Below are 22,102 nucleotides of genomic sequence, written 5' to 3' on the forward strand. Positions count from 1 at the left end.
CTCCTACTCGTTGCATTGACCATGTCAGAGCGTCCTTCGGCCCGCATGCGGGACATCAACATCGAATGGCTGACGCGCGCTGCCGAATTCGACCATCTGTTCCAGACGCGCTGGCTCGGCGAGCGCTTCTTCCATCTGCCCGGCGACATGCTCGCACTCCAGGAACTGATCTGGCGCGAGCGCCCCGACTGCATCGTGCAGACCGGCATCGCGGCGGGCGGCGGTGTCGTGTTCTCCGCGTCGATGCTGGAACTGAACGGCGATCGCGGCCGCGTCGTCGCGATCGAACCGCGCCTGCGCGACGAAGTCAGGCAGCGCCTGCAATTGCACCGGCTCGCTGATCGCATGGTGCTGATCGAAGGCGAATCGTGCGCGGCCGACACGCTCGCGTCGGTGCGCGCCCAGATCGGCGACGGCGCGCGCGTGATGGCGATCCTCGATCTCACGCATACGCACGCGCACGTGCTGCGCGAACTCGAATGCTATGCGGCGCTCGTGACGCCCGGCAGCTACGCGATCGTGATGGATACCATCATGGAATATCTGCCGGCATCGATGTTCGACGGCAAGCCGTACGGCAAAGGCAACAACCCGGCCACGGCCGTGCGCGAATTTCTCGCCCGCGACGGCCGGTTCGAAGTCGACGAGGACATCGAGGATCGCGTGCTCATGACGCTGTCGCCAGGCGGCTTCCTGAAGCGAGTTCGCTGATCAGGCGGGCGGCCTGCGCCGAGCCGTCGCGCGCGTAGCTCGCACGGATCCGCGCCGCGTGCTCGCGTAGCGAGCCGGGACGCAACAAGCGCTCGAGCGCATCGGTAATATCCGCGACGCCGGCCTGCTGCGGATCCAGCACGCATCCGGCGCCGGCCCGCTCGACGAAGTGCGCCGAATGGAACTGGTCGTTGCAGAACGGCGACAGCAGCATCGGCACGCCACACGCGAGCGACTCCATCACCGAATTCGCGCCGCCGTGGCTGACGAACGCATGCGTGCGCCGCAGCAGCGCCAGTTGCGGCACATAACGCACCGCGACGACGCGTTCGTCACCGGCCGGCAGCAGATCCGAATCGACCAGCTCGCCCACCGACAGCACCAGTTGCGCCGACGTCGCGCGCGTCGCTTCGATGACCTTCGCGAACACGTCCGGATGGTAATAAAGCTGGCTGCCGAGCGACATATAGACAAGCGGACGATCCGCGTCGAGGCGTTCCCACGGGAACGGCGTCTCGTCGCCGCGCGGGCCGGACGGCAACGCGGGGCCGACCAGCTCGACACCCGGCGGCGGCGCGCCGACCAGCGCGTCGGTCGTAAACGCGAGCGTCAGATGCGGCGACAGGATGTCGCAACCGCGAAAACGCGCGTCGAGACCGTAACGCGCGAACAGGCGCGTGCGTTCCGGCGCGAGCCAGCGCACCGTGCGCAGCAGTTCCGAATCGAGATCGTCCGGCAGCACCGGATTCAGCGAATTGGACATCGAGACCCACGGCAGCCCTTCCAGCTCGGCGGCGATCGCCGCCGCATAGAGCAGCGGATCGATCACGACCACGTCGGGCTGCCATTCACGCAGCACCGCGCGGATGCCGTCCACCTGCGCGGGCGCGAGATCGATCAGCAGCGTGCGGATCCAGTGCCGCAGCCAGTCGGCGTCGCGAATGTTCGCGGCGAAGCTCGCACCGCGCGACAGGTCGTGGCGTTCGGGCGTCTCGCGCGGCCCGACGAACGCGAAGTCACCGGCGCCGTCGAGCTGCGCACTGATGTCGGCCGGCGCGTAGAACGCGACGTCGCAGCCGGCGGCACGCAGATGCTGGGCCGGGCCGATGCACGGATTGACGTGGCCTTTTTCGGGCACCACGCAGAACAGGATGCGTTTCATGAACGGCTCAGGTTGGGCGATGCGCGGCATCGAAGTGGAAGTGGTCGAGATGATCGAGGATCAGTGTCAGCGTCGCCCACAGCACGCGTTCGGTATCCGCCTGCAGCGTGGGCGCGGCAAGGCCGAGCGTGTCGGCGAGCGCGTGCGTGCGGTCGCGATCGAGCAGTTTCGTGAGGTCCATCGCCGGTGCGAGCCGCCCGCGCTTGGGGCCGTGCACGAGCCGGTCCGGCAGGTTCAGGCGCGCACCGAGATCGCGCAGGCACTGCTTGTTCGGGTCGGGCGCGATGCTCGTCAGATGCGCGACGACGGCGGCGTCGACAAACGGCGGATGCAGGTCGACCGACGCCGCATCGAATAACGCATGGCACAGCGGCAGATAGTTGGCGGACCGGTCGCGGCGCAGCACCTGGTCCGCACCGTCGCCGGTGATGGCCACCTCGATGCCGTCCGCGGCCATCGCCTCGGCCAGCAGCAACTTCGCGACCGGATGCAGGTTGAACATCGGCTCCTCGACCGCATGGGTCGTTCTCGGCAGCGCGGCCACGAAATCGGCCTCGTTCGCGCGCACGATCTTCACCGTCGCCTGCATCTGCGCGGCCAGTTCGAGTGCGGCATCCCGTTCGCAATAGTCCGGCATGTCGGTCGCGAGGATGTAGGACGTCACGTGCCGCTGCGCGCCGAGTTCGCGCAGCAACGCGAGCAGCAGCGCCGAATCGAGCCCGCCGCTCAGCGCCAGCGCGACGCGCTTGCCGCTGTCGAGCGCGCGTTGCAGCGATGCGCGCAGCACGGTTTCCAGATCGCCGCGCTGCGGCCGCTCGGGCGCCGGCTGCACCGCCAGCCCTTGCGGCGAACGGATCAGCGCATGGCCGGGCGGCACCGCCAGCACGTCGCGCAGCACGGTGCGGCCGATGGGACGCTCGCCGCTCAGATAGCCGGCGATGGCGGCCGTGTCCGGCGCGCCGGACGGTTGCCCCGACGCGTGCAGGACGGCCCGGATGCCGGACGCCGACACGCCGCTGCGCGGATGGTAGTGCAGACGATCGAAACCGAACAGGTCGCGCGTGCCGACGATCATGGATAACGAGCCTTCAAGGTGTCCACTTCAATGCGTTTGAGGATGCGATGCGGCGCCACCGGCGCGCTGCCGCCCTGGCAATGCAGGCACGCTTCGAGCGGCGCCTCGCGTTGCAGATAGGCGAGCATCGCGTCGAGCATGCCTGCGTCGTCGCGCAGCGGCAGGCCGTCGGATTGAAAATCCTTCTCGCCCTTGTACAGCGTATGGAAATGCGCGGGACGCGTGCACGTGTAGAACATGCCGTCGCGAATCATATGGCAGCGCTCGCGGATCCAGCAATCGCGATAGAGGCGCTGTGCGTCGTCGCGGTCCGTGCCGGGCTGTGCGCGATTCATCGTCGTGAACACGTCCTGCACCTTCCAGTTCAGGCGCACGTTAAAGCGCGCGGCCTGGTGCTCGACATGCGCGATCAGGTCGGGCGAAAGCGAAGGCTTCGGGTAGCGCGAGATCGTCAGCGCATCCACCGACTGCCAGAACGCGTCCGGCATCTCGCCGAGCTTCAGGCCGTTCGTCGTGACCGAAATCACGGGTGCGATGCCCGTAGCGCGCACGCGTTCGATCAGCTCGACGAGCGCCGGATGCAGCAGCGGTTCGCCGCCGACCAGCTTGAACATGCGCGGGCTCAAGACCTTCGCTGCTTTGCGCAGGTCAGCCTCTAGCGAATCGGGGCTCGCATGCCACTCGGGTAGCAGCGGCGACAGCGAGCAGCATTCCGCGCAGGTCAGGTTGCAGTGATCGACGATATGCGCTTCAAGCGAGCGTGTCCGGACGCGCCCGTCTTCGACGCGGTAATCGCGATCCAGCGGTGGCGGGAAGACATGTTGCCGCTCGCCGGATGGCAGCGGGTTCGTGGCCCGGTTCAGGTTCTCATTCACTTCGGCTTCCTGCTTCCACGCTACGAGAAAAGAAATCGACGAGACGGCCGCGCGCGTCCACCATCGCGGACGCCATCGTCACCGCCCCGTTCAGGTGCGCGGCGAAGCGCGACGGATCGTCGAGCCAGCCTTGCACGACCCACAGCTTGAGCGCGTGCTGCACGCACGCGGCATCGACGGCCCACGCGATGCGCGCGGGATCCACCGGCCGGACCCGCCGGTACGCGCGCACGAAGGCTTCCGCCAGGTGCGGCGCTTCCAGCGGCAGATGATTCAGGCAACGCACCAGCTCGTATTCGCGCGGCGCGCCGATCGACGCTTCCCAGTCGAGGATGAGCGGCGGCGTGCCCGCGTCCGCGAACAGATAGTTGAACTGGTTGTAGTCGTTGTGGATCGGGTGCTGCGGATCGTCGATGGGAAACGCTTCGACGCTGCCCGGATAGTAGCGGTCGATCATGCGCAGCGCGAGTTCGACATAGCGGCGCAGGTTCGTGGCGCCGTCGTTCGAGCGCGCGCGATCCAGCGCGTCGAGCAGGCTGCGGCGCACCGCGTCCGCGTCGATCGCGGTCAGCCGCGCGCGGATCGTGTCGAGCGACGGCAGATGAAGTCGTTCGAGGCTCAGGTGCAACGCCGCCAGGCTCGCGCCGAGTGCATCCCATTCGGCCGGCGAAAACGTATCGTAGGTTCTGAACTGCCCCGCTTCCCAGCGCGTCAGCATCGCGTGCGAGCCGGTGCCCGTCCACAGCGGTTCGCCGGCCGTCGTGCGTTTCAGCGTTTGCACATGGAATCGGGTATCGCCGTGCGTTTCGAGGTGCGCGAGGACAGCAGCTTCCTTGGTCGCACGTGCATGATGTTCGGACGCGTAGAGCTTGACCGCCACACCGCCGCCGCTGTCAGTCGGCAAATGCCACACGCGTTCGCTGACGCGGCGCGGCGCCTCGCTGCGGCCGAGCGCATAGGCATCGCGAATCTCGTCGAAGGTAGCGGCGAGCGCGTCCATTCAGATGTGCTCGGCCGGCCCGTACCGATATGGATGGCCGCTCAGGAACGTGTTGTGCCCGACGTAGCGCAGCTTGTACATCGCCGGCCTGAACAGCACCGAAGGAGCGTTGTTCGCGATGCCGAGCAGCGGGTACAGGTCCTGCCGCACGAAGAATGCGTTGTTGCCCATGTCGTCGCAGCAGACGAGTTCATAGCCCTTCTGCCTGCCGAGATGAACGAGCGATTCGAGGCTCGCGCCGTAATAAGTCGAGCCGTCCCATTCGTGGTCCGGATTGAAGCACATGACCCAGCGTTCGGGCGGCGTGTAGTACGGGTTGTATTCGATCACGACGATGCGCGGCCGGTAGGCTTGCAGGCCCTGCCACACCCAGTAGTCGTTGCCGTCGATATCGATCGACAGCAGGTCGAAGTCGGCCGGCACGTTCGCATCGGCGAGCAACGGGTCGATCGTGTCGGGCTGGACGCGGTCGTGGTGCAGACGCACGCGCTCCGCGCCCGCATAGTGGGCGGCGAGCTTCCCGAAGCGGTACGCGCTGCCTTCCACCAGCACGCCCGCCCAATCCTGTTCGCGCAGCAGCCGCGCGGTGTTGCTGTTGCGCAGGCCGTCGCTCGCACCGATATCGACGCAGAAGCGATTCGTAGGCGCGATCCGCTCCATCAGCCGCGCGAGGATGCTTTCCTCGGTGCCCTGCGCGTACAGGCTTGGCGCAAGGCCGGACAGGTCGAGCGGCAGAGGATGGTCCTGCATCGAGGGGCGGCTCCGGGTCGGGATGGGGAATAGGGATCAGGGATCGGCGTTCGGAGGGTAATTTACCCGAAGTCGATTGATCGGAGGAAACTGGAATGCGCAGCGCTGTCCGGCTTTGCCGGCGGCGGAAATGAAAAAGCCCGCATCGACAATGCTGTCGATGCGGGCCCGATGCGTTTTCGGCGGTTTCCCTCCAAGCGCCGCGCTTCCTGCTGTCTAGCCGCGGCACATGAACGGAAGCGTCAGGACAATTACTCCTGCCCCTGACTCGTCAGGAACTCCTCGTAATTGCCGCCGAAGTCGAACAGCGTACCGTCCGTGCGCACTTCGATGATCCGGTTCGCCAGCCCGCTCACGAACTCGCGGTCGTGGGACACGAAGATCAGCGTGCCTTCGAACTGCTCGAGCGCGATCTGCAGCGACTCGATCGATTCCATGTCCATGTGGTTGGTCGGCTCGTCCATCAGCAGCACGTTGTGGCGGCCGAGCATCAGCTTGCCCCAGATCATGCGGCCCTTCTCGCCGCCCGACAGCACCTTCACCGACTTCTTGATGTCGTCCGACGAGAACAGCAGGCGGCCCAGCGTGCCGCGCACCATCGTTTCGTCGTCGCCGTCCTTGCGGTACTGGTCGATCCAGTCCATCAGCGTGATGTCTTTCGGGAACTCCTCGTACGTGTCCTGCGGCATGTAGCCGACATTCGCGTTCTCCGACCACTTCACCGTGCCGTGCTCGAGCTCGAGCGCACCGAGCAGCGAACGCAGCAGCGTCGTCTTGCCCGCGCCGTTCTCGCCGATGATCGCGATCCGCTCGCCCGGCTGCACCGACAGGTTGAAGTTCTGGAAGATCGTGCGCTCGTACTTCTTCGTGATCTCTTCGGCAACCACCGCGACGTTGTGCAGCTTCTTCTCGAACTCGAAGCGGATGAACGGGTTCTGGCGCGACGACGGCTTGAATTCCTCGATCTTGATCTTGTCGATCTGCTTCGCGCGGCTCGTCGCCTGGCGTGCCTTCGACTTGTTCGCCGAGAAGCGGCGCACGAAGTCCTGCAGTTCGGCCACGCGCTCCTTCGCGCGCGTGTTCGCCGCGGCCTGGCGCTCGCGCGCCTGTGCCGATGCGAGCATGTAGTCGTCGTAGTTGCCCGGCCAGACCTTCAGCGTGCCGAAGTCCATGTCGGCCATGTGCGTGCACACCGAGTTCAGGAAGTGACGATCGTGCGAGATGATGATCATCGTCGAGTTGTACTCGTTGAGCGTCTGCTCGAGCCAACGGATCGAGTTGATGTCGAGGTTGTTGGTCGGCTCGTCGAGCAGCAGCACGTCGGGCTTCGAGAACAGCGCCTGCGCGAGCAGCACGCGCAGCTTCCAGCCCGGCGCGACGTCGCTCATCGTGCCGTTGTGGAACTTCTCCTCGATGCCGATGCCGAGCAGCAGCGCGCCCGCGCGCGCCTCGGCGTCGTAGCCGCCGTATTCGGCGAACTTGCCCTCGAGCTCGGCCGCGTGCATGTAGTCGTCGTCGGTGGCTTCCGGGTTCGCGTAGATCGCGTCACGCTCGGTCATCGCGGCCCACATTTCGGTGTGGCCCATCATCACGACGTCGAGCACACGCACGTCTTCGTACGCGAACTGGTCCTGGCGCAGCTTGCCGAGACGCACGTTCGGCTCCAGCGCGACGTTGCCGGCGCTCGGCTCGAGGTCGCTGCCGAGGATCTTCATGAAGGTCGACTTGCCACAGCCGTTCGCGCCGATCAGACCATAGCGGTTGCCCTCGCCGAATTTGACCGAGATATTCTCGAACAAGGGCTTCGGCCCGAATTGCATCGTGATGTTGGCAGTAGAAAGCACGGCAGGTCCCGTTAAAGGATAAATCGACGGAAAACCGTGTATTTTAGCAGGTGTCGGAGAAACTGCCGACCATGCCGTTCCGGCCCCGCCAATCCGCCCTCCGCGCCGGGCACCCGCCGGTGCCCGCCCGCCTCACTTGCCGGCCTTCGCGGCCGCCCTCTGCGCCGCCTTCGCGTTCATCTGCCCGAACAGTTCCGAGCACGGCACGTCCTTGTTGTTGCTCGGCGCGATCAGCGGAATCAGCGCCGCGAACGGGTTGATCAGGCCGAGCCCGATCATCGCGCCGGCGCGCAGTGCGAGCGCGCCCGCATCGACGCCGACGTCCGGGTTCTTGAACGTACCCTTCGCGTACAGCGGCGAGCGCAGCGAGAAGACCCGGAAGCCCTTCGTGTGCGGATGGATCTTCAGGTCGAGCGTTTCGTCGCGCAGGCTGATCGGGCCGTCGACGTTGATCAGCGCGTCGTCGGTGTCGAGCGCGAACACCTTCGGGTCGAGGATCCCGTCGGTCGCGACGAAGTCGATTGCCGCGCAATTGATGTTCACGTCGCGGTTGCCGAACAGCTTCTCGTAGACGACGTTCGCGACGTTCAGCCCCGCGGCCTCCATCAGCAGGCGGCTGATGCGGCCGTCGGTGACGAGCGCCTTCACTTCGCCGGTCGACGTCGCCGCGAGCGCGGCCGGCGAGTTGCCGGTCGCCGACAGCGACGCGTCGCCGTTGATCTCGCCGAGCGCCGACTGCATCACCTTCTGCGCCGGGAACAGCTGCTTGAGCTTCAGGTGCCGCGCGGCCACCGTGAAGCGGCCCTTCAGCGGCGCGCCGCTGCCGTCGAGGTGCGCGGTCGTCGCGAGCGTGCCGCCCGCGACGCCGAACTGCAGCGGTTCGAGCGACAGCACGCCGTCCTGCATCACGATGTGCGTGTACAGGTTGGTGATCGGCAGGTTCGCACTCTTGATCAGCTTGCGGCCGGTGAACTTCACGTCCGCGTCGAGCGCGCGCCAGCGGTCGGTACGGAACGTCTCGACCGGCAGCACGCGGCCCGGCGGCTGGCGCGTCGTGTCGCCGCGTTTCGCCTTGCTCGCGGCCGTGTCCGCGCCGATCACCGGTGCGAGATCGGAGAACTGCAGCAGGTTCGACACGAGTTCGCCCGACAGCTTCGGCCGCGGCTCGCGCTGCTCGTACACCAGCGTGCCGCCGAGATCGCTGCCGCCGACGCGGCCGTTGAAGTTCTCGTAGCGGAACGTGCTCGCGCGCCGCTTGAAGTTGCCGATCAGCCGCCCTTCGGTCGCGTAAGGCGGCGTGTCGGGCAGCGTGATGCCGGTGAGCTGGTAGAGGTGCGACATCGACGTGCCCTGCAGCCACAGGCGCAGGTCGAGCGCCGCGAGATTCCGCGGGTCGGTCAGCGTGCCGACGATCGCGAGCCGCGTGTCACCGGCCTTCACGTCGGCCTGCAGCGGGAACGGCCGCGACGTGTCCTCGACCGCGAGCACGCCGCCGAGCTTGCCGGTACCGCTGATCGGCACGTTCTTGTAGCGGCCGTCGACCTTCAGCCCGAACGCATAGGTCGGGCCGGACGGCTTCGCGGGCGCCGCGGTGCCGCTTGCACCGGACGCACCGGATGCACCTGATGCACCTGATGCACCTGATGCGGCTGCGGCCGCCGACGCAGGCGCAACCGCAGACGCTGCCGCAACCGCCATGGACGACGACGCCCCCGCAGCCTGCGCTGCCGACGCGCTCGACGCGGCTTCCGCATTCGCCTTCGCGCTCAGTTGCGCGGCACCGTGCTTGCCGACACGCTGCGCGGACGCCGCGCGCGACGTCTGCTCCTGTTCCTTCAGCACGTCGCCGAGCGGAATCGGCTGCCCGAGCGTATCGATCGCGACGGTCAGGTCGGCCTTCGTGATCGCGTCGCGATACGTGACGGTGCCCTTCGCGAAGCCGAAGCTGTCGAGCCGCACCTTCCACGGCGACGGCTGCGACGATTGCTTGAACTGGAAGGTCCACGTGTTGCGGCCGTCGGCGAGCCGCTCGAGGTCGACGGCGGGATTCACGACGTCGATCGACGGAATGACGATTTCATGCGCGAGCAACGGCAGGATCGCGAGATCGAAGCGCGCGGCATCGAGCGTGACGAACTTGGGCGCCTTCGCCCAGTCGGGGTTGCCGATCTCGAGCTGCGTGGCCGAAAAGCTCGGCCAGGGCACCCATGCGCGCCAGCCGGTCTCGCCGTCGGGGCGGCGCCAGCCGACCTTCAGGTCGCCGTTGATCGCGAACGGGCGGCCGAGCGCCGCACTCACCTGTTCGTTGACCCACGGTTTCGCGCGGTTCCAGTCGAATATGAAGAGAAAGACGCCGGCCGCCGCGGTGAGCACCGCGACGATACCGACGATCCATGCAGCCGATTTGCCGATGGCTCGGGTTAGCGTCATGGCGGTTCCGTTGTTGTTCTGAAATGTTGCCGCATCATGCCGGGCCGCTTGCGTGGACGAACGGCACACGACACCCGCGGCTTTTCAATCGGTATTATGACGCACGCCATGGCGACGTTTCGGCGCCATTAACGCTTTTTTTCAATTGTGACATGACAGCCCCCACCGGCCTCATCGATGCGCAGCGCATCACGCGGCGCGACGCCAGCAGCGGCAAGACCCTGCTCGCCCCGACCGATTTCAGCCTCGCCACGGGATCGCGAATTGCTATCACGGGACCGTCCGGCTCGGGCAAGAGCGTACTGTTGCGCGCGCTCGCGCTGCTCGATCCGCTCGACGGCGGCCACATCCTGTGGCGCGGCAGCCGGATCCGGCGCGGTGCGATCCCGCGCTACCGGCGCAGCGTCGCGTACGTGCGCCAGCGCCCCGCGCAAATGGACGGCACCGTCGAATCGCAACTGCGCTATCCGTATTCGCTCGCGATCTATCGCGACGTCGCGTTCGACCGCGCGCGCGCCGAAGCGCTCGCCGCACGTGCCGGCCGCGGCCCCGACTTTCTCGACAAGCGCGCGAGCGACCTGTCGGGCGGCGAAGCGCAGATCGCCGCGCTGCTGCGCGTACTGCAGCTCGATCCCGACGTGCTGCTGCTCGACGAGCCGACCTCCGCGCTCGATCCCGAATCGGCGCGCGCGATCGAAGCGCTCGTCGGTGCGTGGTTCGACGCGGCGCCCGACGCTCGCGCGTACATGTGGATCTCGCACGATCCGGCCCAGGCCGCACGGATCGGCACGACGCGGCTCGTGATGCAGGCCGGCGTGATGCACGTTGCCGACACCAAGGAGACTGCGCAATGAGCCCGGCACTGCAGGACCTGAGCCTCGTCGACGTCGGCATCGCCACCGCGCTCGTCGCAATCAACGGCGCGATATCGGCGGCGCTGTCGCTCGGCCTCGGCCGCAAGCTTGCACTCGCGGCCGTGCGCACCGTCGTGCAGCTGCTCGCGATCGGCTATGTGCTCGGCTGGGTGTTTGGCCATCCGCACTGGTATGTCGTGCTGCCGCTCACCGCGCTGATGACGCTGATCGCCGGTTTCGCCGGCGCGGGACGCGGCAAGCGCACGTATCGCGGCCAGCGCATCGACAGCATCGCGTCGATCTGGTTCAGCAGCTGGTTCGTCGCGGCGGTCGGCCTGTTCGTCGTGATCCGCATCCATCCGTGGTATGCGCCGCAATACGCGATTCCGATCCTCGGGATGATTCTCGGCAATACGCTGACGGGCGTGTCGCTCGGCGTCGAGCGGATGATGGAAGAGCTCACCGCACGCCGCGACCGCGTCGAGACCGCGCTCGCACTGGGGGCAACGCGCTGGGAAGCCGCGCAGGATGCCGCGCGCCAGGCCGTGCGCGCGGGCATGCTGCCGACGCTGAACCAGATGGCCGTCGTCGGCGTCGTGAGCCTGCCGGGGATGATGACGGGCCAGGTGCTGGCCGGCCAGTCGCCGCTGCAGGCCGTGCGCTACCAGATCGTGATCATGTTCCTGATCGCCGCGGCGTCCGCGCTCGGCACCGTCGGCGCGGTGCTGATGACCTATCGCCGGCTGTTCTCGGCCGATCACCGCTTTCTCGCAGCGCGGCTCGAAGAGCGTGCGCACTGACACGCGGCGGCGCCGCGCAATGCGTTCGCGCGGTGCGCGATCAGCGCGTCAGCGCGCGGCGCGGCGCTTGCCGATCGCCTGCCGCAGCGCGGCCGCGATGTCCGCGTCGGGCGCGAGCCCGTCGACCGACGCGACGAGCCGCACCGCACGCGGTGTCGTCACATAGGCCTGCGCGCCGACATAACCGCCGCTGCCGGCCGAGCGCGTCGTCACGACGAGCGCCTGCGGCGCGCGTGCGCCGAGGTCGGCAGTGAACGCATCGGTGACCGTGCCATCGCGCGCATGCAGCGCACCCGTCACGTAGTCGTCCGTATCGAAGCCCGGTGCGGCGTGCGCGGTCGAATACACGCGCACCGCGTAGCTGCCGGTCGAGCACGGTTCGAGTGCGCCGCTCGACACGACAGCCACCTGCTGCCGCGACGGCAACTCGACCTTCTTCACGAAACTGCAATCGTCGGCCGCCTGCGCGTGCGCGGAGACGAACGCAGCGGCCGACAGCAGCATGCACATTCGGAATTTCATCGGGATGTCGTTACAGGAAAGTGATGATGCTGCGAAGCATAACGTGACATCCGCATGACGTCACGCAGGTCGCCACGCTGAGCGAACGCGCGGCGAACGGTTGCAATGCCGTTGCCGCGGCACCGTACCGCGAAACAGGCCGAGGGAAACATCGTGACGGCGACACGCAGCGCTCACGTGCCGCCTTGCTCGTACCGCCAGTCGAATCCGTTGCGCGCGCACCGGACGAAACGCCGGCCCGCGCGCGCCGCTCAACGCTTGATCGACACCGTCACCTTCGTGCCGTCGCTCATCGTCACGGACTTCGATCCGCCGTTGGTCGGAATCGACACCCACTTCACCTGGCTCACCGACACGACGTCCGGGCACTGCAGCGACTTGCCGCCGGCCGTCACGTTGCGCGTGCCCTTCGGCGCGGACGCCTGGAAGCTCATCTGCACGTTCGCGATCCCCTTCGCGTCGATCGACGGCGCGAGCCGCACCTGGGTCTGGCGCACCATCGCGCCGTTCGCGTCGCGCGGCAGGTTGTCCGCGTTCGGGCAGCCGTTCGGTATCGCGATCGCGCCGCTCGGCGGCACTGACTTCCAGTTGAAGTCGTCCGTCTCGCCCGAGCGGATCTTGCGGGTCTCTTGCGTATTGCCGAAGGTCTTCGAGTCGACCTTGACGGTGTATTCGAGCTGTCCCGTACCACCGCCCTTCAGGCTGCCCTTGACCGGCGGCGCCGCGAATACGCTCGCGCTGACGCACGCCGCCGCGAACACGGCCGACCACGATGCGGCGACTGACAAGCTGCGTTGGCTCATGCTGACCTCCTTGTAATGCGGCGGCACGCGCGTGCCGCGCGGTTTTCGATGCATGATGCGTTGCCAGTCTACCGCCAAGCGGCATGCAATGCGCCGCAAACGCATCGGGTGTTACCCCGCTTGCGTTCGCGGCGTTGCAACCTTACGCGCGATGCCGGCTCTCGAGAAAACGCCGGGCCGCCCCAGGTTTTCGGCCTCGCAGAAAGCCTCGTTGGGGGATGCCTCGTCGAAGAGCCTGGCACGAAGCGACGAGTTCGAGCGCGCTCAGAAGCCGCTCAGCACGAGCTTGCCGATCGTGCGCCCGGCTTCGAGCAACTGGTGCGCGCGCCGCACGTTCGCTGCATTGATCGCACCGAGCTGTTCGCCGAGCGTCGTGCGCAGCGTGCCGCCGTCGACGAGCCGCGCGACTTCGCCGAGGATCCGGTGCTGCTCGATCATGTCCGGCGTCTCGAACATCGCGCGCGTGAACATGAACTCCCAGTGAAACGCGGCGCTCTTCGCCTTCAGCAGTTCGACCGGCACCGGCTTCCCGTTCTCGACGATCGTGCAAATGCCGCCCTGCGGCCGGATTACTTCCGCCGCGGCGGGGAAATGGCGGTCCGTGTCGTTGAAGATCAGCACGTAGTCGACGTTCGGATGCCCTGCTTCGCGCAGCTGCGCAGGCAGGTCGCCGAAATGGTCGACCACCGCATCCGCGCCGAGCGAGCGCACCCATTCGGCCGACGCCGGCCGCGACGCGGTGGCGATCACGCGCAGCTTGCCGAGTGCCTTCGCGAGCTGGATCGCGATCGAGCCCACGCCGCCCGCGCCGCCGATGATCAGCACCGACTTGCCGGCGTCCGCGCCCTGCGGCGACACGTGCAGCCGGTCGAACAGCGCTTCCCACGCGGTCAGCGCGGTGAGCGGCAACGCGGCCGCGGCGGCGAAGTCGAGCGTGCGCGGCTTCAGCGCGGCGATCCGCTCGTCGACCGCATGGAATTCGCTGTTCGCGCCGGGCCGCGTGATGCTGCCCGCGTAGAACACTTCGTCGCCGGGCCGGAACAGCGTGACGTCCGCGCCGACCGCGACGACCGTGCCGGCGGCATCCCAGCCGAGCACGCGCGGTGTGTCCTCGACCTGCGGCTTCGGCGCGCGCACCTTGCTGTCCACCGGGTTCACGGAAATCGCCTCGACCTTCACGAGCAGGTCGCGCGGGCCCGGCACGGGCTGCGGCAGTTCCACGTCGAGCAAGGCCTGCGGGTCGTCGATCGGCAGATAGCGGGTCAGTCCAACGGCTTTCATCACGAAACTCCTTTCAGGAAAACGGGCGGGCCGCGGCGCAGCCCGATGAACGTCATGGTAGGCAACCCGATCATTCGAGAAAACCGCTATATTTCCTGAAACATTTTCAGGAATTTCAGAATAATGGCGTCCGATCCGATTCCGGCACCCGACAAGCCGCTCGACCTGCTCGACGTCGCACTGTTCGTGCGCGCGGCGCTGCTCGCGAACGTCACCGCGGCCGGGCGCGAATTCGGCGTGTCGGCCGCGGTCGCGAGCGCGCGCATCGCACAGCTCGAGCGCCAGCTCGGCGCGCGGCTGCTGCACCGCACCACGCGCCGCATCAGCCTCACGCAGGACGGCGAGGTCTTCATGGCGCGCGCCGACGCGCTGCTGTCGGCCGCCGACGCCGCGCGCGCGTCGGTCGGCCGCGGCCGCAGCGAGCCGTACGGGCGGCTGAAGGTGTCGATGTCGTCGTCGTTCGGCCGCCAGCATGTCGCGCCGGTGATTCCCGCGTTCCTGCGCCGCTATCCGTCGGTGTCGCTCGACCTGCGGCTGTCCGACGAGATCGTCGATCTCGTCGACGACGGCTACGACATCGCGATCCGCCTCGGCGCGCTGAAGGATTCGACGCTCGTCGCGCGCAAGCTCGCGGTGAACCGCCGCGTGCTGTGCTGCTCGCCCGCGTATCTCGCCGAACGCGGCACGCCGCGCCATCCGGCCGACCTCGCGCAGCACGAGTGCGTGATCCTCGGCGACCAGCGCGACTGGTCGTTCGCGACGCCGCAAGGCCCGCTGACCGTGCGGGTCGGCGGCCGGCTCGTCGCGAGCAACGGCGAGGCGATCCGCGAAGCGCTCGTCGACGGCTTCGGGATCGCGATCAAGTCGACCTGGGACGTCGGCCCGCTGCTCGCGAGCGGCGCGCTCGTCACGGTGCTCGACGACTATCCGTTCGCGGACGACGTCGCGATCTGGGCCGTCTATCCGAGCCGCGCACACGTGCCGCTGAAGACGCTCGCGTTCATCGCGTTCCTGGCCGAGCATTTCGGCGATCCGCCGTACTGGGACCGCGCCGACGGGCGATAGGCGCCGGCGTTCGGCTCGCCCTGCGGGCGTGCCGGTTCGAATCGGGCCTCAGGATTCATACCTGCCGCGACCGCCCGGCCCGGCCAACCGGCTACAATGGCGCGTTCGCGACGCAATGGCCCGCAGCCGAACGGGGCCCGCGCCCGCAGGCGGCCGCCCGTTGGCCGCGCACGCGTTTCATTCGCCTCCCAATCATCCCGCCATGACCCACAACCTCGTCATCCAGAGTCTTGCGCCGCTGTCGGACGCCCATCACAAACCGCTGCTCGCGCTGTCGCGCGGCACCCGCATCGTGCAGACCGACGATCACGCGCTGCGCATCGAAAACGCGAGCCCGGCGCAGCGTCTCGACATCGACGCGTACTGCGGCACGCACGCACTCGACTTCGCGTTCGTCGAGGCCGGCCGCACGCTCGGCGATTTCGGGCTCGCCGTGATGGACATGGATTCGACGCTGATCACGATCGAGTGCATCGACGAGATCGCCGATTTCTGCGGGCTCAAGACGCAGGTCGCCGAGATCACCGAAGCATCGATGCGCGGCGAAATCCGCGACTTCAACGAAAGCCTCACGCGCCGCGTCGCGCTGCTGGCCGGGCTCGATGCGCACGCGCTCGAACGCGTGTATGAGGAACGGCTGCAACTGTCGCCGGGCGCCGAGACGATGCTCGCCGGCGTGAAGGCCGCCGGCATGAAAACGCTGCTCGTGTCGGGCGGCTTCACGTTCTTCACCGAGCGGCTGAAGGCACGCCTCGGCCTCGACTACGCGCACGCGAACACGCTCGAGATCGTCGACGGCAAGCTGACCGGCAAGGTGCTCGGCGAGATCGTCAACGCGGACGTGAAGGCGCGCCTGCTGCGCGACACGTGCGCGTCGCTCGGCCTCGAGCCGAACCGCGCGATCGCGATGGGCGACGGGTCGAACGACCTGAAGATGATGGCCGAAGCCGGCCTGTCGGTCGCGTTCCACGCGAAGCCCGTCGTGCGCGACGCGGCGACGGTCGCGTTCGATCACGTCGGCCTCGACGGGCTGCTGCGGCTGTTCTGATCCCGCACGACCTCGAATGAAAAACGCCGGCGCGATCTTGCATCGCGCCGGCGTTTCATTTTTCCGTGGAACCTTATCGGCCTGCGATCAGCCGAGTACGGCCAGCATCGCGCGTTCGATATCGGCGCGCAGGTCGGCTTCGTCCTCGAGACCGACGTAGAAACGCACCAGCGTGCCGCGATGCGGCCAGTCCGGGCGCATCGACGCGACATCGTAAGGCATCGCGAGGCTGCACGCGCCGCCCCAGCTCCAGCCGATCGCGAACAGCTCGAGCGACTCGACGAAGCGGTCGATCTGCTCCGCGCTGTAGCGCTCGTCGAACACCACCGAGAACAGGCCGCCCGCGCCCGTGAAGTCGCGCATGAACGACGCATGCCCCGGGCAGTCGGCGATCTGCGGGTGCAGCACCGAAGCGATCTCCGGCCGAGCCTTCAGCCATTGCGCGAGCGCGAGCGCGCTCTTGCTGTGCGCGTCGAAACGCACCTGCATGCTCGGCAGGCTGCGCAGCACGAGCGAACAATCGTCGACCGACACGCCGATCCCGCAGCGCATCCGCGCGAGCTTCAGCTTCGCGTGCAGTTCGGCGTCCGCGGTGATCGTCGCGCCCATCAGCACGTCGCTGCCGCCCGACTGGTACTTGGTCAGCGCCTGCACCGAGATGTCGACGCCGTGCTCGAACGGCTTGAACGCGAGCCCGGCCGAATAGGTGTTGTCGATCGCTGTGACGATGCCGCGCGCCTTCGCGGCCGCCGCGATCGCCTGCACGTCGGGCACTTCCATCGTCACCGAGCCGGGCGCCTCGATCCAGATCAGCCGCGTGTTCGGCTGGATCAGCTCGGCAATGCCGGCGCCGACGAGCGGATCGTAGAAGCGCGCGGCAATGCCGAAATCCTTCGCGAGCCAGCTGCCGAAATCGGCATTCGGCCCGTACACGTTGTGCGGAATCAGCACGTCGTCGCCCGCCTTCACGATCCCGAAGTAGACGTTCATGATCGCCGCGAGGCCCGACGGCTGCAGCAGCGCATGCGTGCCGCCCTCGATCTCGGCGAGCCGCTGCGCGAGCGCGAGCGACGTCGGCGTCGCATGCAGCCCGTAGCGCCACTGGTTGTCGTTGTGCCAGACGAGCGCACGCATCGTCGCGAGATCGGGGAACACGACCGTCGATGCGCGCGCGACCGGCGGCACGAACGAGCGGAAGCCTTCCGGAATGACGTCGTCGGGTTGAACGATGCGGGTTTGCAGCGCGCGCTTGGGAGTGGATGCAGTCATGACAGGAAGCCGGGCACAAGGCCGTTCGGTTGCGGAATATGTCGCTAGATTAGCCAAAATCGGCGCATTTGGCCCGGTACAATGCGCGCCGCGCACGCCGAGCCAGCGCGGGCTCAGTCGTCGGTGCGCAGATTGACGACGCCGCCCACCGTCTCGATTTCCTGCACGCGGCCGTCGCGCACCTGCAGCGCCGCGCGCTTGCCCGGCGCTAGGCGCAGCACGACGGGCTGCGGGTCCGACTCGTCCGAGTTCATCCGGTCGGCCTTCAGGTCGCCCGTCGCGTCGAAGCGGCCGATCCATACGCCGGAGATGTTCGTGCCGTCGTTCGATTCCTCGATCTCGAGCGTATCGCCATCGCGATCGCCCGCAAGCAGGACCACCTCGCCCGTGTCGGCGAACTGGTATTCGCCGTGCACGCCTTCCTCGTTCGTCTTCGGGCCGAGATGCACGACGATCGGCCGGTCGCCGAGCGTGCCTTCGTAGCGCGGCAGGCGGGCGAATTCGGGATTCGGCCGCAGCGGCCGCGCGGGTGCCGCTTCATCCTGTTGCGCGCCCGGCGCGACGGCCTGCGCCGCGACCGCGCCCGGCAGCGCAGTGCCCGCCGCCAGCGCGCATGCGACGACGAGCGCCCGTTGCCATTCCGAATATCGACCCACCTTGAATTGCTCCTTGCTTCAGATTCGCTCGAAAATCGCGGCGATGCCCTGCCCGCCGCCGATGCACATCGTCACGAGCGCGTATCGGCCGCCGATGCGCTGCAGCTCGTACAGCGCCTTGACGGTGATCAGCGCGCCCGTCGCGCCGATCGGGTGGCCGAGCGAAATGCCGGACCCGTTCGGATTCACCTTTGCCGGGTCGAGACCCAGCTCCTTCGTCACCGCGCATGCCTGCGCGGCAAATGCCTCGTTCGCCTCGATCACGTCAAGATCGGCGACCGTCAGCCCCGCGCGCTCGAGCGCCTTTTGCGTGGCCGGTACGGGACCGATCCCCATGTAGGCCGGATCGACGCCCGCATGCGCATACGCGACGAGGCGCGCGAGCGGCGTTGCGCCGCGCTTCTCGGCAACGCCGCGCTCCATCAGCAGCACCGCGGCGGCCGCATCGTTGATGCCCGACGCGTTGCCGGCCGTCACCGTGCCGTTCTCCTTCACGAACACGGGCCGCAGCTTCGAGAAGTCGTCCAGGCTCGCGTCATGGCGCACGTGTTCGTCGTGATCGAACACGACCGGCGTGCCCTTCTTCGAGCCGATCAGCTCGACCGGCAGGATCTGGTCCTTGAAGTAGCCGGCCTTCGCCGCATGCGACGCGCGGCGGTGCGATTCGAGCGCGAGCGCGTCCTGCGCGTCGCGCGAAATGCCGTACTTCGCGGCGACGTTCTCGGCCGTCACGCCCATGTGAATCGCCTGGAACGGATCGTTCAGCGCGCCCACCATCATGTCGACCGCGCGCATGTCGCCCGTGCGCTGCCCGAAGCGCGCGGCCGGAATCGAATACGGCGCGCGGCTCATGTTCTCCGCGCCGCCCGCGATCGCGATGTCCGCATCGCCGAGCAGCACGCCCTGCGCGGCCGACACGATCGCCTGCAGCCCGGAACCGCACAGCCGGTTGACCGTGAGCGCCGGCGCATGCTGCGCGACGCCGCCGTTGATCGCGGCAACGCGCGCGAGATACATGTCCTTCGGTTCGGTGTGCACGACATTGCCGAACACCACGTGGCCGACCTCGTCACCCGACACCTGCGCTCGCCGCATCACTTCGCGCACGACTTGCGCACCGAGCTCCGTCGGCGCGATGTTCTTCAGGCTGCCGCCGAATTCGCCGATCGCGGTACGCACGCCGCTCACCACCACCACTTCGCGTTGCATGTTGCCTCCTCATCCTTCTGTTCGAATGAATCGATCGTGCGGGGCCGTGGCCGGCGTGCGCGTGCCGCGTCAGCCTTGCACCAGGCGCTCCACCGCATCGCGGTGCGGAATCGGCGCGACCGCGCCGTAGCCGGTAGTCGACAGCGCCGCCGCCGCGTTCGCATAGCGCGCCGCCGCGAACGGATCGTCGCCCGCGACGATCCGCGCGACGAAGGCGCCACCGAAGCAGTCGCCCGCGCCCGTCGCGTCGACGGCCTCGACCGCGAAGCCCGGCACAACGCGCCGCTCGTTCGGCGTCGCGACATACGCGCCTTCCTTGCCGAGCTTCAGCGCGACGACCTGCGGCCCGTGTTCGAGCATCGCGTCGACGATCGCGTCGCGATCGTTCGCGCCCGTGAGCGCCGTGACGTCGTCCCAGCTCGGCAGGCAGATGTCCGTCTGGCGAAGCGCCTCGCGCATCACCGCACGGGCGCGCGGCAGCGGCCACAGCTTCAGGCGCAGGTTCGTGTCGAAGCTGGCCTTCACACCGTTGCGGCGCGCATGGTCGATCGCCGCGAACGCGGCATCGCACGCGGCCGTGCTGATCGCGAGGCTGATGCCCGACAGGTGCACGGCCTTCGCCGCCGCCAGCGCGTCGAGCGGCAGGTCGCCCGCCGCATAGCGGCTTGCCGCGGAGCCCGCGCGCAGATAGTCGAACTGGTGGCCGTCGGCGCCGTGCGTGACGAAATACACGCCGGTCGGCGCCGTGTGGTCGATCCGAACGTACGTCGTATCGACATGCTCGACGCGCCACATCTCGGCCAGCAGGCGGCCGAACGGATCGTCGCCGATCGCCGACACGAAGCCCGTCGACGCGCCCTGACGCGCCGCCGCGATGCAGAAGTTCGACGTGTCGCCGCCGAAGCCCTGCAGGAATTCGGGGCGGCCCGGCTGCGACTGGTTGAATTCGATCATCGCCTCGCCGAGCGCGAGGATCTCCGGAAATGCGGCGGTCATCGCTTACACCTCGCCCCACAGATCGTGACCGTCCGCGCCCGTGATCTTCACGGACACGAAATCGCCGACCTTGTAGCGCTTCGATGCCTTCGCCGCCGGTTCGACATAGACGACTCCGTCGATCTCCGGCGCGTCGGCCGCGGTGCGGCCGATACCGCCTTCCTCGCCGACTTCGTCGATCAGCACCTTGAGGGTCTTGCCGACCTTGCGCTGGATGCGGTTCGCCGACACTTCCTCCGCGACTTCCATGAAGCGCGCGCGGCGTTCTTCACGGACGTCGTCCGGCAGCGCGCCGTCGAGTTCGTTCGCGGTCGCGCCTTCGACCGGCGAATACGCGAAACAGCCGACACGATCGAGCTCCGCCTCGCGGATGAAGTCGAGCAGCGTTTCGAACTGCTCTTCCGTCTCGCCGGGAAAGCCCGCGATGAACGTGCTGCGGATCGTCAGGTCCGGGCAGATCTCGCGCCACTTCTGCACGCGCTCGAGCACCTTCTCGGCGTTCGCCGGACGCTTCATGCGCTTCAGCACTTCGGGGTGCGCGTGCTGGAACGGCACGTCGAGATACGGCAGCACGTGGCCCTTGAACGGACCTTCGGCCATCAGCGGAATCACTTCGTCGACGCTCGGATACGGATACACGTAGTGCAGGCGCACCCATGCGCCGTACTGCGCGGCGAGTTCGCCGAGCGCGGCGACCAGGTCGGTCATGCGCGTCTTGATCGGCTTGCCGTTCCAGAAGCCCGTGCGGTACTTCACGTCGACGCCGTAAGCGCTCGTGTCCTGCGAGATTACGAGCAGTTCCTTCACGCCCGACTTGAACAGGTTCTCGGCCTCGAGCATCACTTCGGCAACCGGACGCGACACGAGATCGCCGCGCATCGACGGGATGATGCAGAACGTGCAGCGGTGGTTGCAGCCTTCGGAAATCTTCAGGTATGCGTAGTGGCGCGGCGTGAGCTTGATGCCGGCCGCGGGCACGAGGTCGACGAACGGGTCGTGCGGCTTCGGCAGGTGCGAATGTACTGCCTGCATCACTTCGCCCACCGCATGCGGGCCGGTGACGGCGAGCACCTTCGGATGGACTTCCTCGATCAGGTTCGAGCCGCTGGCGCTTGACTTCGCGCCGAGGCAGCCGGTGACGATCACCTTGCCGTTCTCGGTCAGCGCTTCGCCGATCGCGTCGAGGCTTTCCTGCACGGCTTCGTCGATGAAGCCGCAGGTGTTGACGACGACGAGGTCGGCGCCGTCGTAGGTGCCGGAGATTTCATAACCTTCGGCGCGCAGTTGCGTGATGATCTGTTCGGAGTCGACGAGGGCTTTCGGGCACCCGAGGGATACGAACCCTACTTTGGGGGATTGGGACATCTGGAATGTGGGGGCGTGGCAGTAAAAGCGTGAGTTTACAGCGATTTAGGGGCGGCGAGCCAAAACAAGCGGGGGAAAACGGCCACGGAGTGCTGGATCGGATCGGTCGCCGGAGCGGCGGTGAATCGGGGGATGGGGGTTGATGCGTCCCTTTCCGTTCGGGATGAGGGTCTGTCGGCCTATCGACAGCGGTACATCAGGCAAGGCGCGCTTGGCGTATTCCTGCGCGCCGTCGAGGACAACGAGGTACCGGCCGACTCGAACCTGTCCGCATTTTTGTGGGCGAGGCGGTTGAACAACGCGTTATCCACGCGCCTGGGTGAATCGTTCACCGAACAGGATAGCAAACTGGTTCATTGCTGATTTCCAGTCGAACGCTGCCCGCAC

The 22,102-nt window shown here is 67.4% G+C and carries 21 protein-coding genes; 6 read left to right on the plus strand and 15 right to left on the minus strand.

Annotated elements, in window-relative coordinates; translation table 11 throughout:
• The first annotated feature begins 21 nt into the window (after positions 1-21).
• Positions 22-711 carry a cephalosporin hydroxylase family protein gene (locus tag GD429_RS33520; RefSeq protein WP_152863616.1) on the plus strand — a complete coding sequence of 230 codons (690 nt, stop codon included), beginning with the start codon at positions 22-24 and terminating at the stop codon, positions 709-711.
• Here GD429_RS33520 and GD429_RS33525 read toward each other — a convergent pair.
• The 7 genes from GD429_RS33525 to GD429_RS33555 form a co-directional block, all read right to left on the minus strand.
• Positions 668-1,873, minus strand: a complete 1,206-nt coding sequence (locus GD429_RS33525; protein WP_152863618.1) for a glycosyltransferase — start codon at positions 1,871-1,873, stop codon at positions 668-670. The genes GD429_RS33520 and GD429_RS33525 overlap by 44 nt on opposite strands.
• Before the next feature lie 7 nt (positions 1,874-1,880).
• Positions 1,881-2,948, minus strand: coding sequence for an asparagine synthase-related protein (locus tag GD429_RS33530; protein WP_152863620.1), 1,068 nt, complete (start codon positions 2,946-2,948; stop codon positions 1,881-1,883).
• Complete coding sequence (locus GD429_RS33535; protein WP_321575073.1) at positions 2,945-3,823, minus strand: 4Fe-4S cluster-binding domain-containing protein; 879 nt, start codon at positions 3,821-3,823, stop codon at positions 2,945-2,947. Before GD429_RS33535 ends, GD429_RS33530 begins: the two co-directional genes overlap by 4 nt.
• Positions 3,816-4,823 (minus strand): phosphotransferase enzyme family protein, encoded by a 1,008-nt coding sequence (locus tag GD429_RS33540; RefSeq protein ID WP_152863622.1) that lies wholly within the window; start codon positions 4,821-4,823, stop codon positions 3,816-3,818. The genes GD429_RS33535 and GD429_RS33540 overlap by 8 nt, the downstream gene beginning before the upstream one ends.
• The gene (locus GD429_RS33545) at positions 4,824-5,573 is read right to left on the minus strand and encodes an FkbM family methyltransferase (RefSeq protein ID WP_152863624.1); all 750 of its coding nucleotides are present in this window, start codon (positions 5,571-5,573) and stop codon (positions 4,824-4,826) included.
• A gap of 251 nt (positions 5,574-5,824) precedes the next feature.
• Positions 5,825-7,417: an ABC-F family ATPase gene (locus tag GD429_RS33550; protein WP_258281714.1), complete on the minus strand. Its 1,593-nt coding sequence runs from the start codon at positions 7,415-7,417 to the stop codon at positions 5,825-5,827.
• Between the two features lie 132 nt (positions 7,418-7,549).
• Complete coding sequence (locus GD429_RS33555) at positions 7,550-9,847, minus strand: AsmA family protein (RefSeq protein ID WP_152863626.1); 2,298 nt, start codon at positions 9,845-9,847, stop codon at positions 7,550-7,552.
• A gap of 152 nt (positions 9,848-9,999) precedes the next feature.
• Between GD429_RS33555 and GD429_RS33560 the strand changes: the two genes are divergently transcribed.
• Positions 10,000-10,701, plus strand: coding sequence for an ATP-binding cassette domain-containing protein (locus GD429_RS33560; RefSeq protein ID WP_152863628.1), 702 nt, complete (start codon positions 10,000-10,002; stop codon positions 10,699-10,701).
• On the plus strand, positions 10,698-11,501 hold the full coding sequence (locus GD429_RS33565; protein ID WP_152863630.1) for an ABC transporter permease: 804 nt from the start codon (positions 10,698-10,700) through the stop codon (positions 11,499-11,501). Before GD429_RS33560 ends, GD429_RS33565 begins: the two co-directional genes overlap by 4 nt.
• Before the next feature lie 48 nt (positions 11,502-11,549).
• On the opposite strand, the gene GD429_RS33570 is transcribed toward GD429_RS33565, so the two are convergent.
• The 3 genes from GD429_RS33570 to GD429_RS33580 form a co-directional block, all read right to left on the minus strand.
• Positions 11,550-12,023: a PliI family lysozyme inhibitor of I-type lysozyme gene (locus GD429_RS33570; RefSeq protein WP_152863632.1), complete on the minus strand. Its 474-nt coding sequence runs from the start codon at positions 12,021-12,023 to the stop codon at positions 11,550-11,552.
• A gap of 251 nt (positions 12,024-12,274) precedes the next feature.
• Complete coding sequence (locus GD429_RS33575; RefSeq protein WP_152863634.1) at positions 12,275-12,826, minus strand: DUF6013 family protein; 552 nt, start codon at positions 12,824-12,826, stop codon at positions 12,275-12,277.
• Positions 12,827-13,090: 264 nt separating this feature from the next.
• Positions 13,091-14,107 (minus strand): zinc-binding alcohol dehydrogenase family protein, encoded by a 1,017-nt coding sequence (locus GD429_RS33580; RefSeq protein WP_152863636.1) that lies wholly within the window; start codon positions 14,105-14,107, stop codon positions 13,091-13,093.
• Positions 14,108-14,230: 123 nt separating this feature from the next.
• On the opposite strand from GD429_RS33580, the gene GD429_RS33585 reads away from it, so the two are divergent.
• Together GD429_RS33585 and serB are read left to right on the plus strand one after the other, a co-directional pair.
• Positions 14,231-15,172 (plus strand): LysR family transcriptional regulator, encoded by a 942-nt coding sequence (locus tag GD429_RS33585; RefSeq protein WP_152863638.1) that lies wholly within the window; start codon positions 14,231-14,233, stop codon positions 15,170-15,172.
• A gap of 202 nt (positions 15,173-15,374) precedes the next feature.
• Positions 15,375-16,220: a phosphoserine phosphatase SerB gene (gene serB, locus GD429_RS33590; RefSeq protein WP_152863640.1), complete on the plus strand. Its 846-nt coding sequence runs from the start codon at positions 15,375-15,377 to the stop codon at positions 16,218-16,220.
• Positions 16,221-16,307: 87 nt separating this feature from the next.
• On the opposite strand, the gene GD429_RS33595 is transcribed toward serB, so the two are convergent.
• From GD429_RS33595 to rimO, 5 genes are all read right to left on the minus strand, one after another.
• Positions 16,308-17,489 carry a cystathionine beta-lyase gene (locus GD429_RS33595; protein WP_152863642.1) on the minus strand — a complete coding sequence of 394 codons (1,182 nt, stop codon included), beginning with the start codon at positions 17,487-17,489 and terminating at the stop codon, positions 16,308-16,310.
• A gap of 113 nt (positions 17,490-17,602) precedes the next feature.
• Positions 17,603-18,145: a hypothetical protein gene (locus GD429_RS33600; RefSeq protein WP_321575075.1), complete on the minus strand. Its 543-nt coding sequence runs from the start codon at positions 18,143-18,145 to the stop codon at positions 17,603-17,605.
• 18 nt (positions 18,146-18,163) lie between these two features.
• Entirely contained in the window at positions 18,164-19,354 is a 1,191-nt protein-coding gene (bktB, locus tag GD429_RS33605; protein WP_152863644.1) for a beta-ketothiolase BktB, read from the minus strand.
• 69 nt (positions 19,355-19,423) lie between these two features.
• Entirely contained in the window at positions 19,424-20,350 is a 927-nt protein-coding gene (locus tag GD429_RS33610; protein WP_152863646.1) for a sugar kinase, read from the minus strand.
• Positions 20,351-20,353: 3 nt separating this feature from the next.
• The gene (gene rimO, locus GD429_RS33615) at positions 20,354-21,715 is read right to left on the minus strand and encodes a 30S ribosomal protein S12 methylthiotransferase RimO (protein WP_152863648.1); all 1,362 of its coding nucleotides are present in this window, start codon (positions 21,713-21,715) and stop codon (positions 20,354-20,356) included.
• 120 nt (positions 21,716-21,835) lie between these two features.
• Between rimO and GD429_RS33620 the strand changes: the two genes are divergently transcribed.
• The gene (locus tag GD429_RS33620) at positions 21,836-22,078 is read left to right on the plus strand and encodes a hypothetical protein (RefSeq protein ID WP_152863650.1); all 243 of its coding nucleotides are present in this window, start codon (positions 21,836-21,838) and stop codon (positions 22,076-22,078) included.
• Positions 22,079-22,102: the final 24 nt, after the last annotated feature.

This window comes from Burkholderia sp. BE17, assembly GCF_009362305.1.
Classification (GTDB): Bacteria; Pseudomonadota; Gammaproteobacteria; order Burkholderiales; family Burkholderiaceae; genus Burkholderia; species Burkholderia pyrrocinia_C.

What these genes read in the sequence shown, in the direction of transcription:
- GD429_RS33520 (WP_152863616.1), top strand. Translation starts at nt 22, where the DNA reads ATGTCAGAGCGTCCTTCGGCCCGCATGCGGGACATCAACATCGAATGG.
- GD429_RS33525 (WP_152863618.1), bottom strand. Translation starts at nt 1,873, where the DNA reads ATGAAACGCATCCTGTTCTGCGTGGTGCCCGAAAAAGGCCACGTCAAT.
- GD429_RS33530 (WP_152863620.1), bottom strand. Translation starts at nt 2,948, where the DNA reads ATGATCGTCGGCACGCGCGACCTGTTCGGTTTCGATCGTCTGCACTAC.
- GD429_RS33540 (WP_152863622.1), bottom strand. Translation starts at nt 4,823, where the DNA reads ATGGACGCGCTCGCCGCTACCTTCGACGAGATTCGCGATGCCTATGCG.
- GD429_RS33545 (WP_152863624.1), bottom strand. Translation starts at nt 5,573, where the DNA reads ATGCAGGACCATCCTCTGCCGCTCGACCTGTCCGGCCTTGCGCCAAGC.
- GD429_RS33555 (WP_152863626.1), bottom strand. Translation starts at nt 9,847, where the DNA reads ATGACGCTAACCCGAGCCATCGGCAAATCGGCTGCATGGATCGTCGGT.
- GD429_RS33560 (WP_152863628.1), top strand. Translation starts at nt 10,000, where the DNA reads ATGACAGCCCCCACCGGCCTCATCGATGCGCAGCGCATCACGCGGCGC.
- GD429_RS33565 (WP_152863630.1), top strand. Translation starts at nt 10,698, where the DNA reads ATGAGCCCGGCACTGCAGGACCTGAGCCTCGTCGACGTCGGCATCGCC.
- GD429_RS33570 (WP_152863632.1), bottom strand. Translation starts at nt 12,023, where the DNA reads ATGAAATTCCGAATGTGCATGCTGCTGTCGGCCGCTGCGTTCGTCTCC.
- GD429_RS33575 (WP_152863634.1), bottom strand. Translation starts at nt 12,826, where the DNA reads ATGAGCCAACGCAGCTTGTCAGTCGCCGCATCGTGGTCGGCCGTGTTC.
- GD429_RS33580 (WP_152863636.1), bottom strand. Translation starts at nt 14,107, where the DNA reads ATGAAAGCCGTTGGACTGACCCGCTATCTGCCGATCGACGACCCGCAG.
- GD429_RS33585 (WP_152863638.1), top strand. Translation starts at nt 14,231, where the DNA reads ATGGCGTCCGATCCGATTCCGGCACCCGACAAGCCGCTCGACCTGCTC.
- serB (WP_152863640.1), top strand. Translation starts at nt 15,375, where the DNA reads ATGACCCACAACCTCGTCATCCAGAGTCTTGCGCCGCTGTCGGACGCC.
- GD429_RS33595 (WP_152863642.1), bottom strand. Translation starts at nt 17,489, where the DNA reads ATGACTGCATCCACTCCCAAGCGCGCGCTGCAAACCCGCATCGTTCAA.
- bktB (WP_152863644.1), bottom strand. Translation starts at nt 19,354, where the DNA reads ATGCAACGCGAAGTGGTGGTGGTGAGCGGCGTGCGTACCGCGATCGGC.
- GD429_RS33610 (WP_152863646.1), bottom strand. Translation starts at nt 20,350, where the DNA reads ATGACCGCCGCATTTCCGGAGATCCTCGCGCTCGGCGAGGCGATGATC.
- rimO (WP_152863648.1), bottom strand. Translation starts at nt 21,715, where the DNA reads ATGTCCCAATCCCCCAAAGTAGGGTTCGTATCCCTCGGGTGCCCGAAA.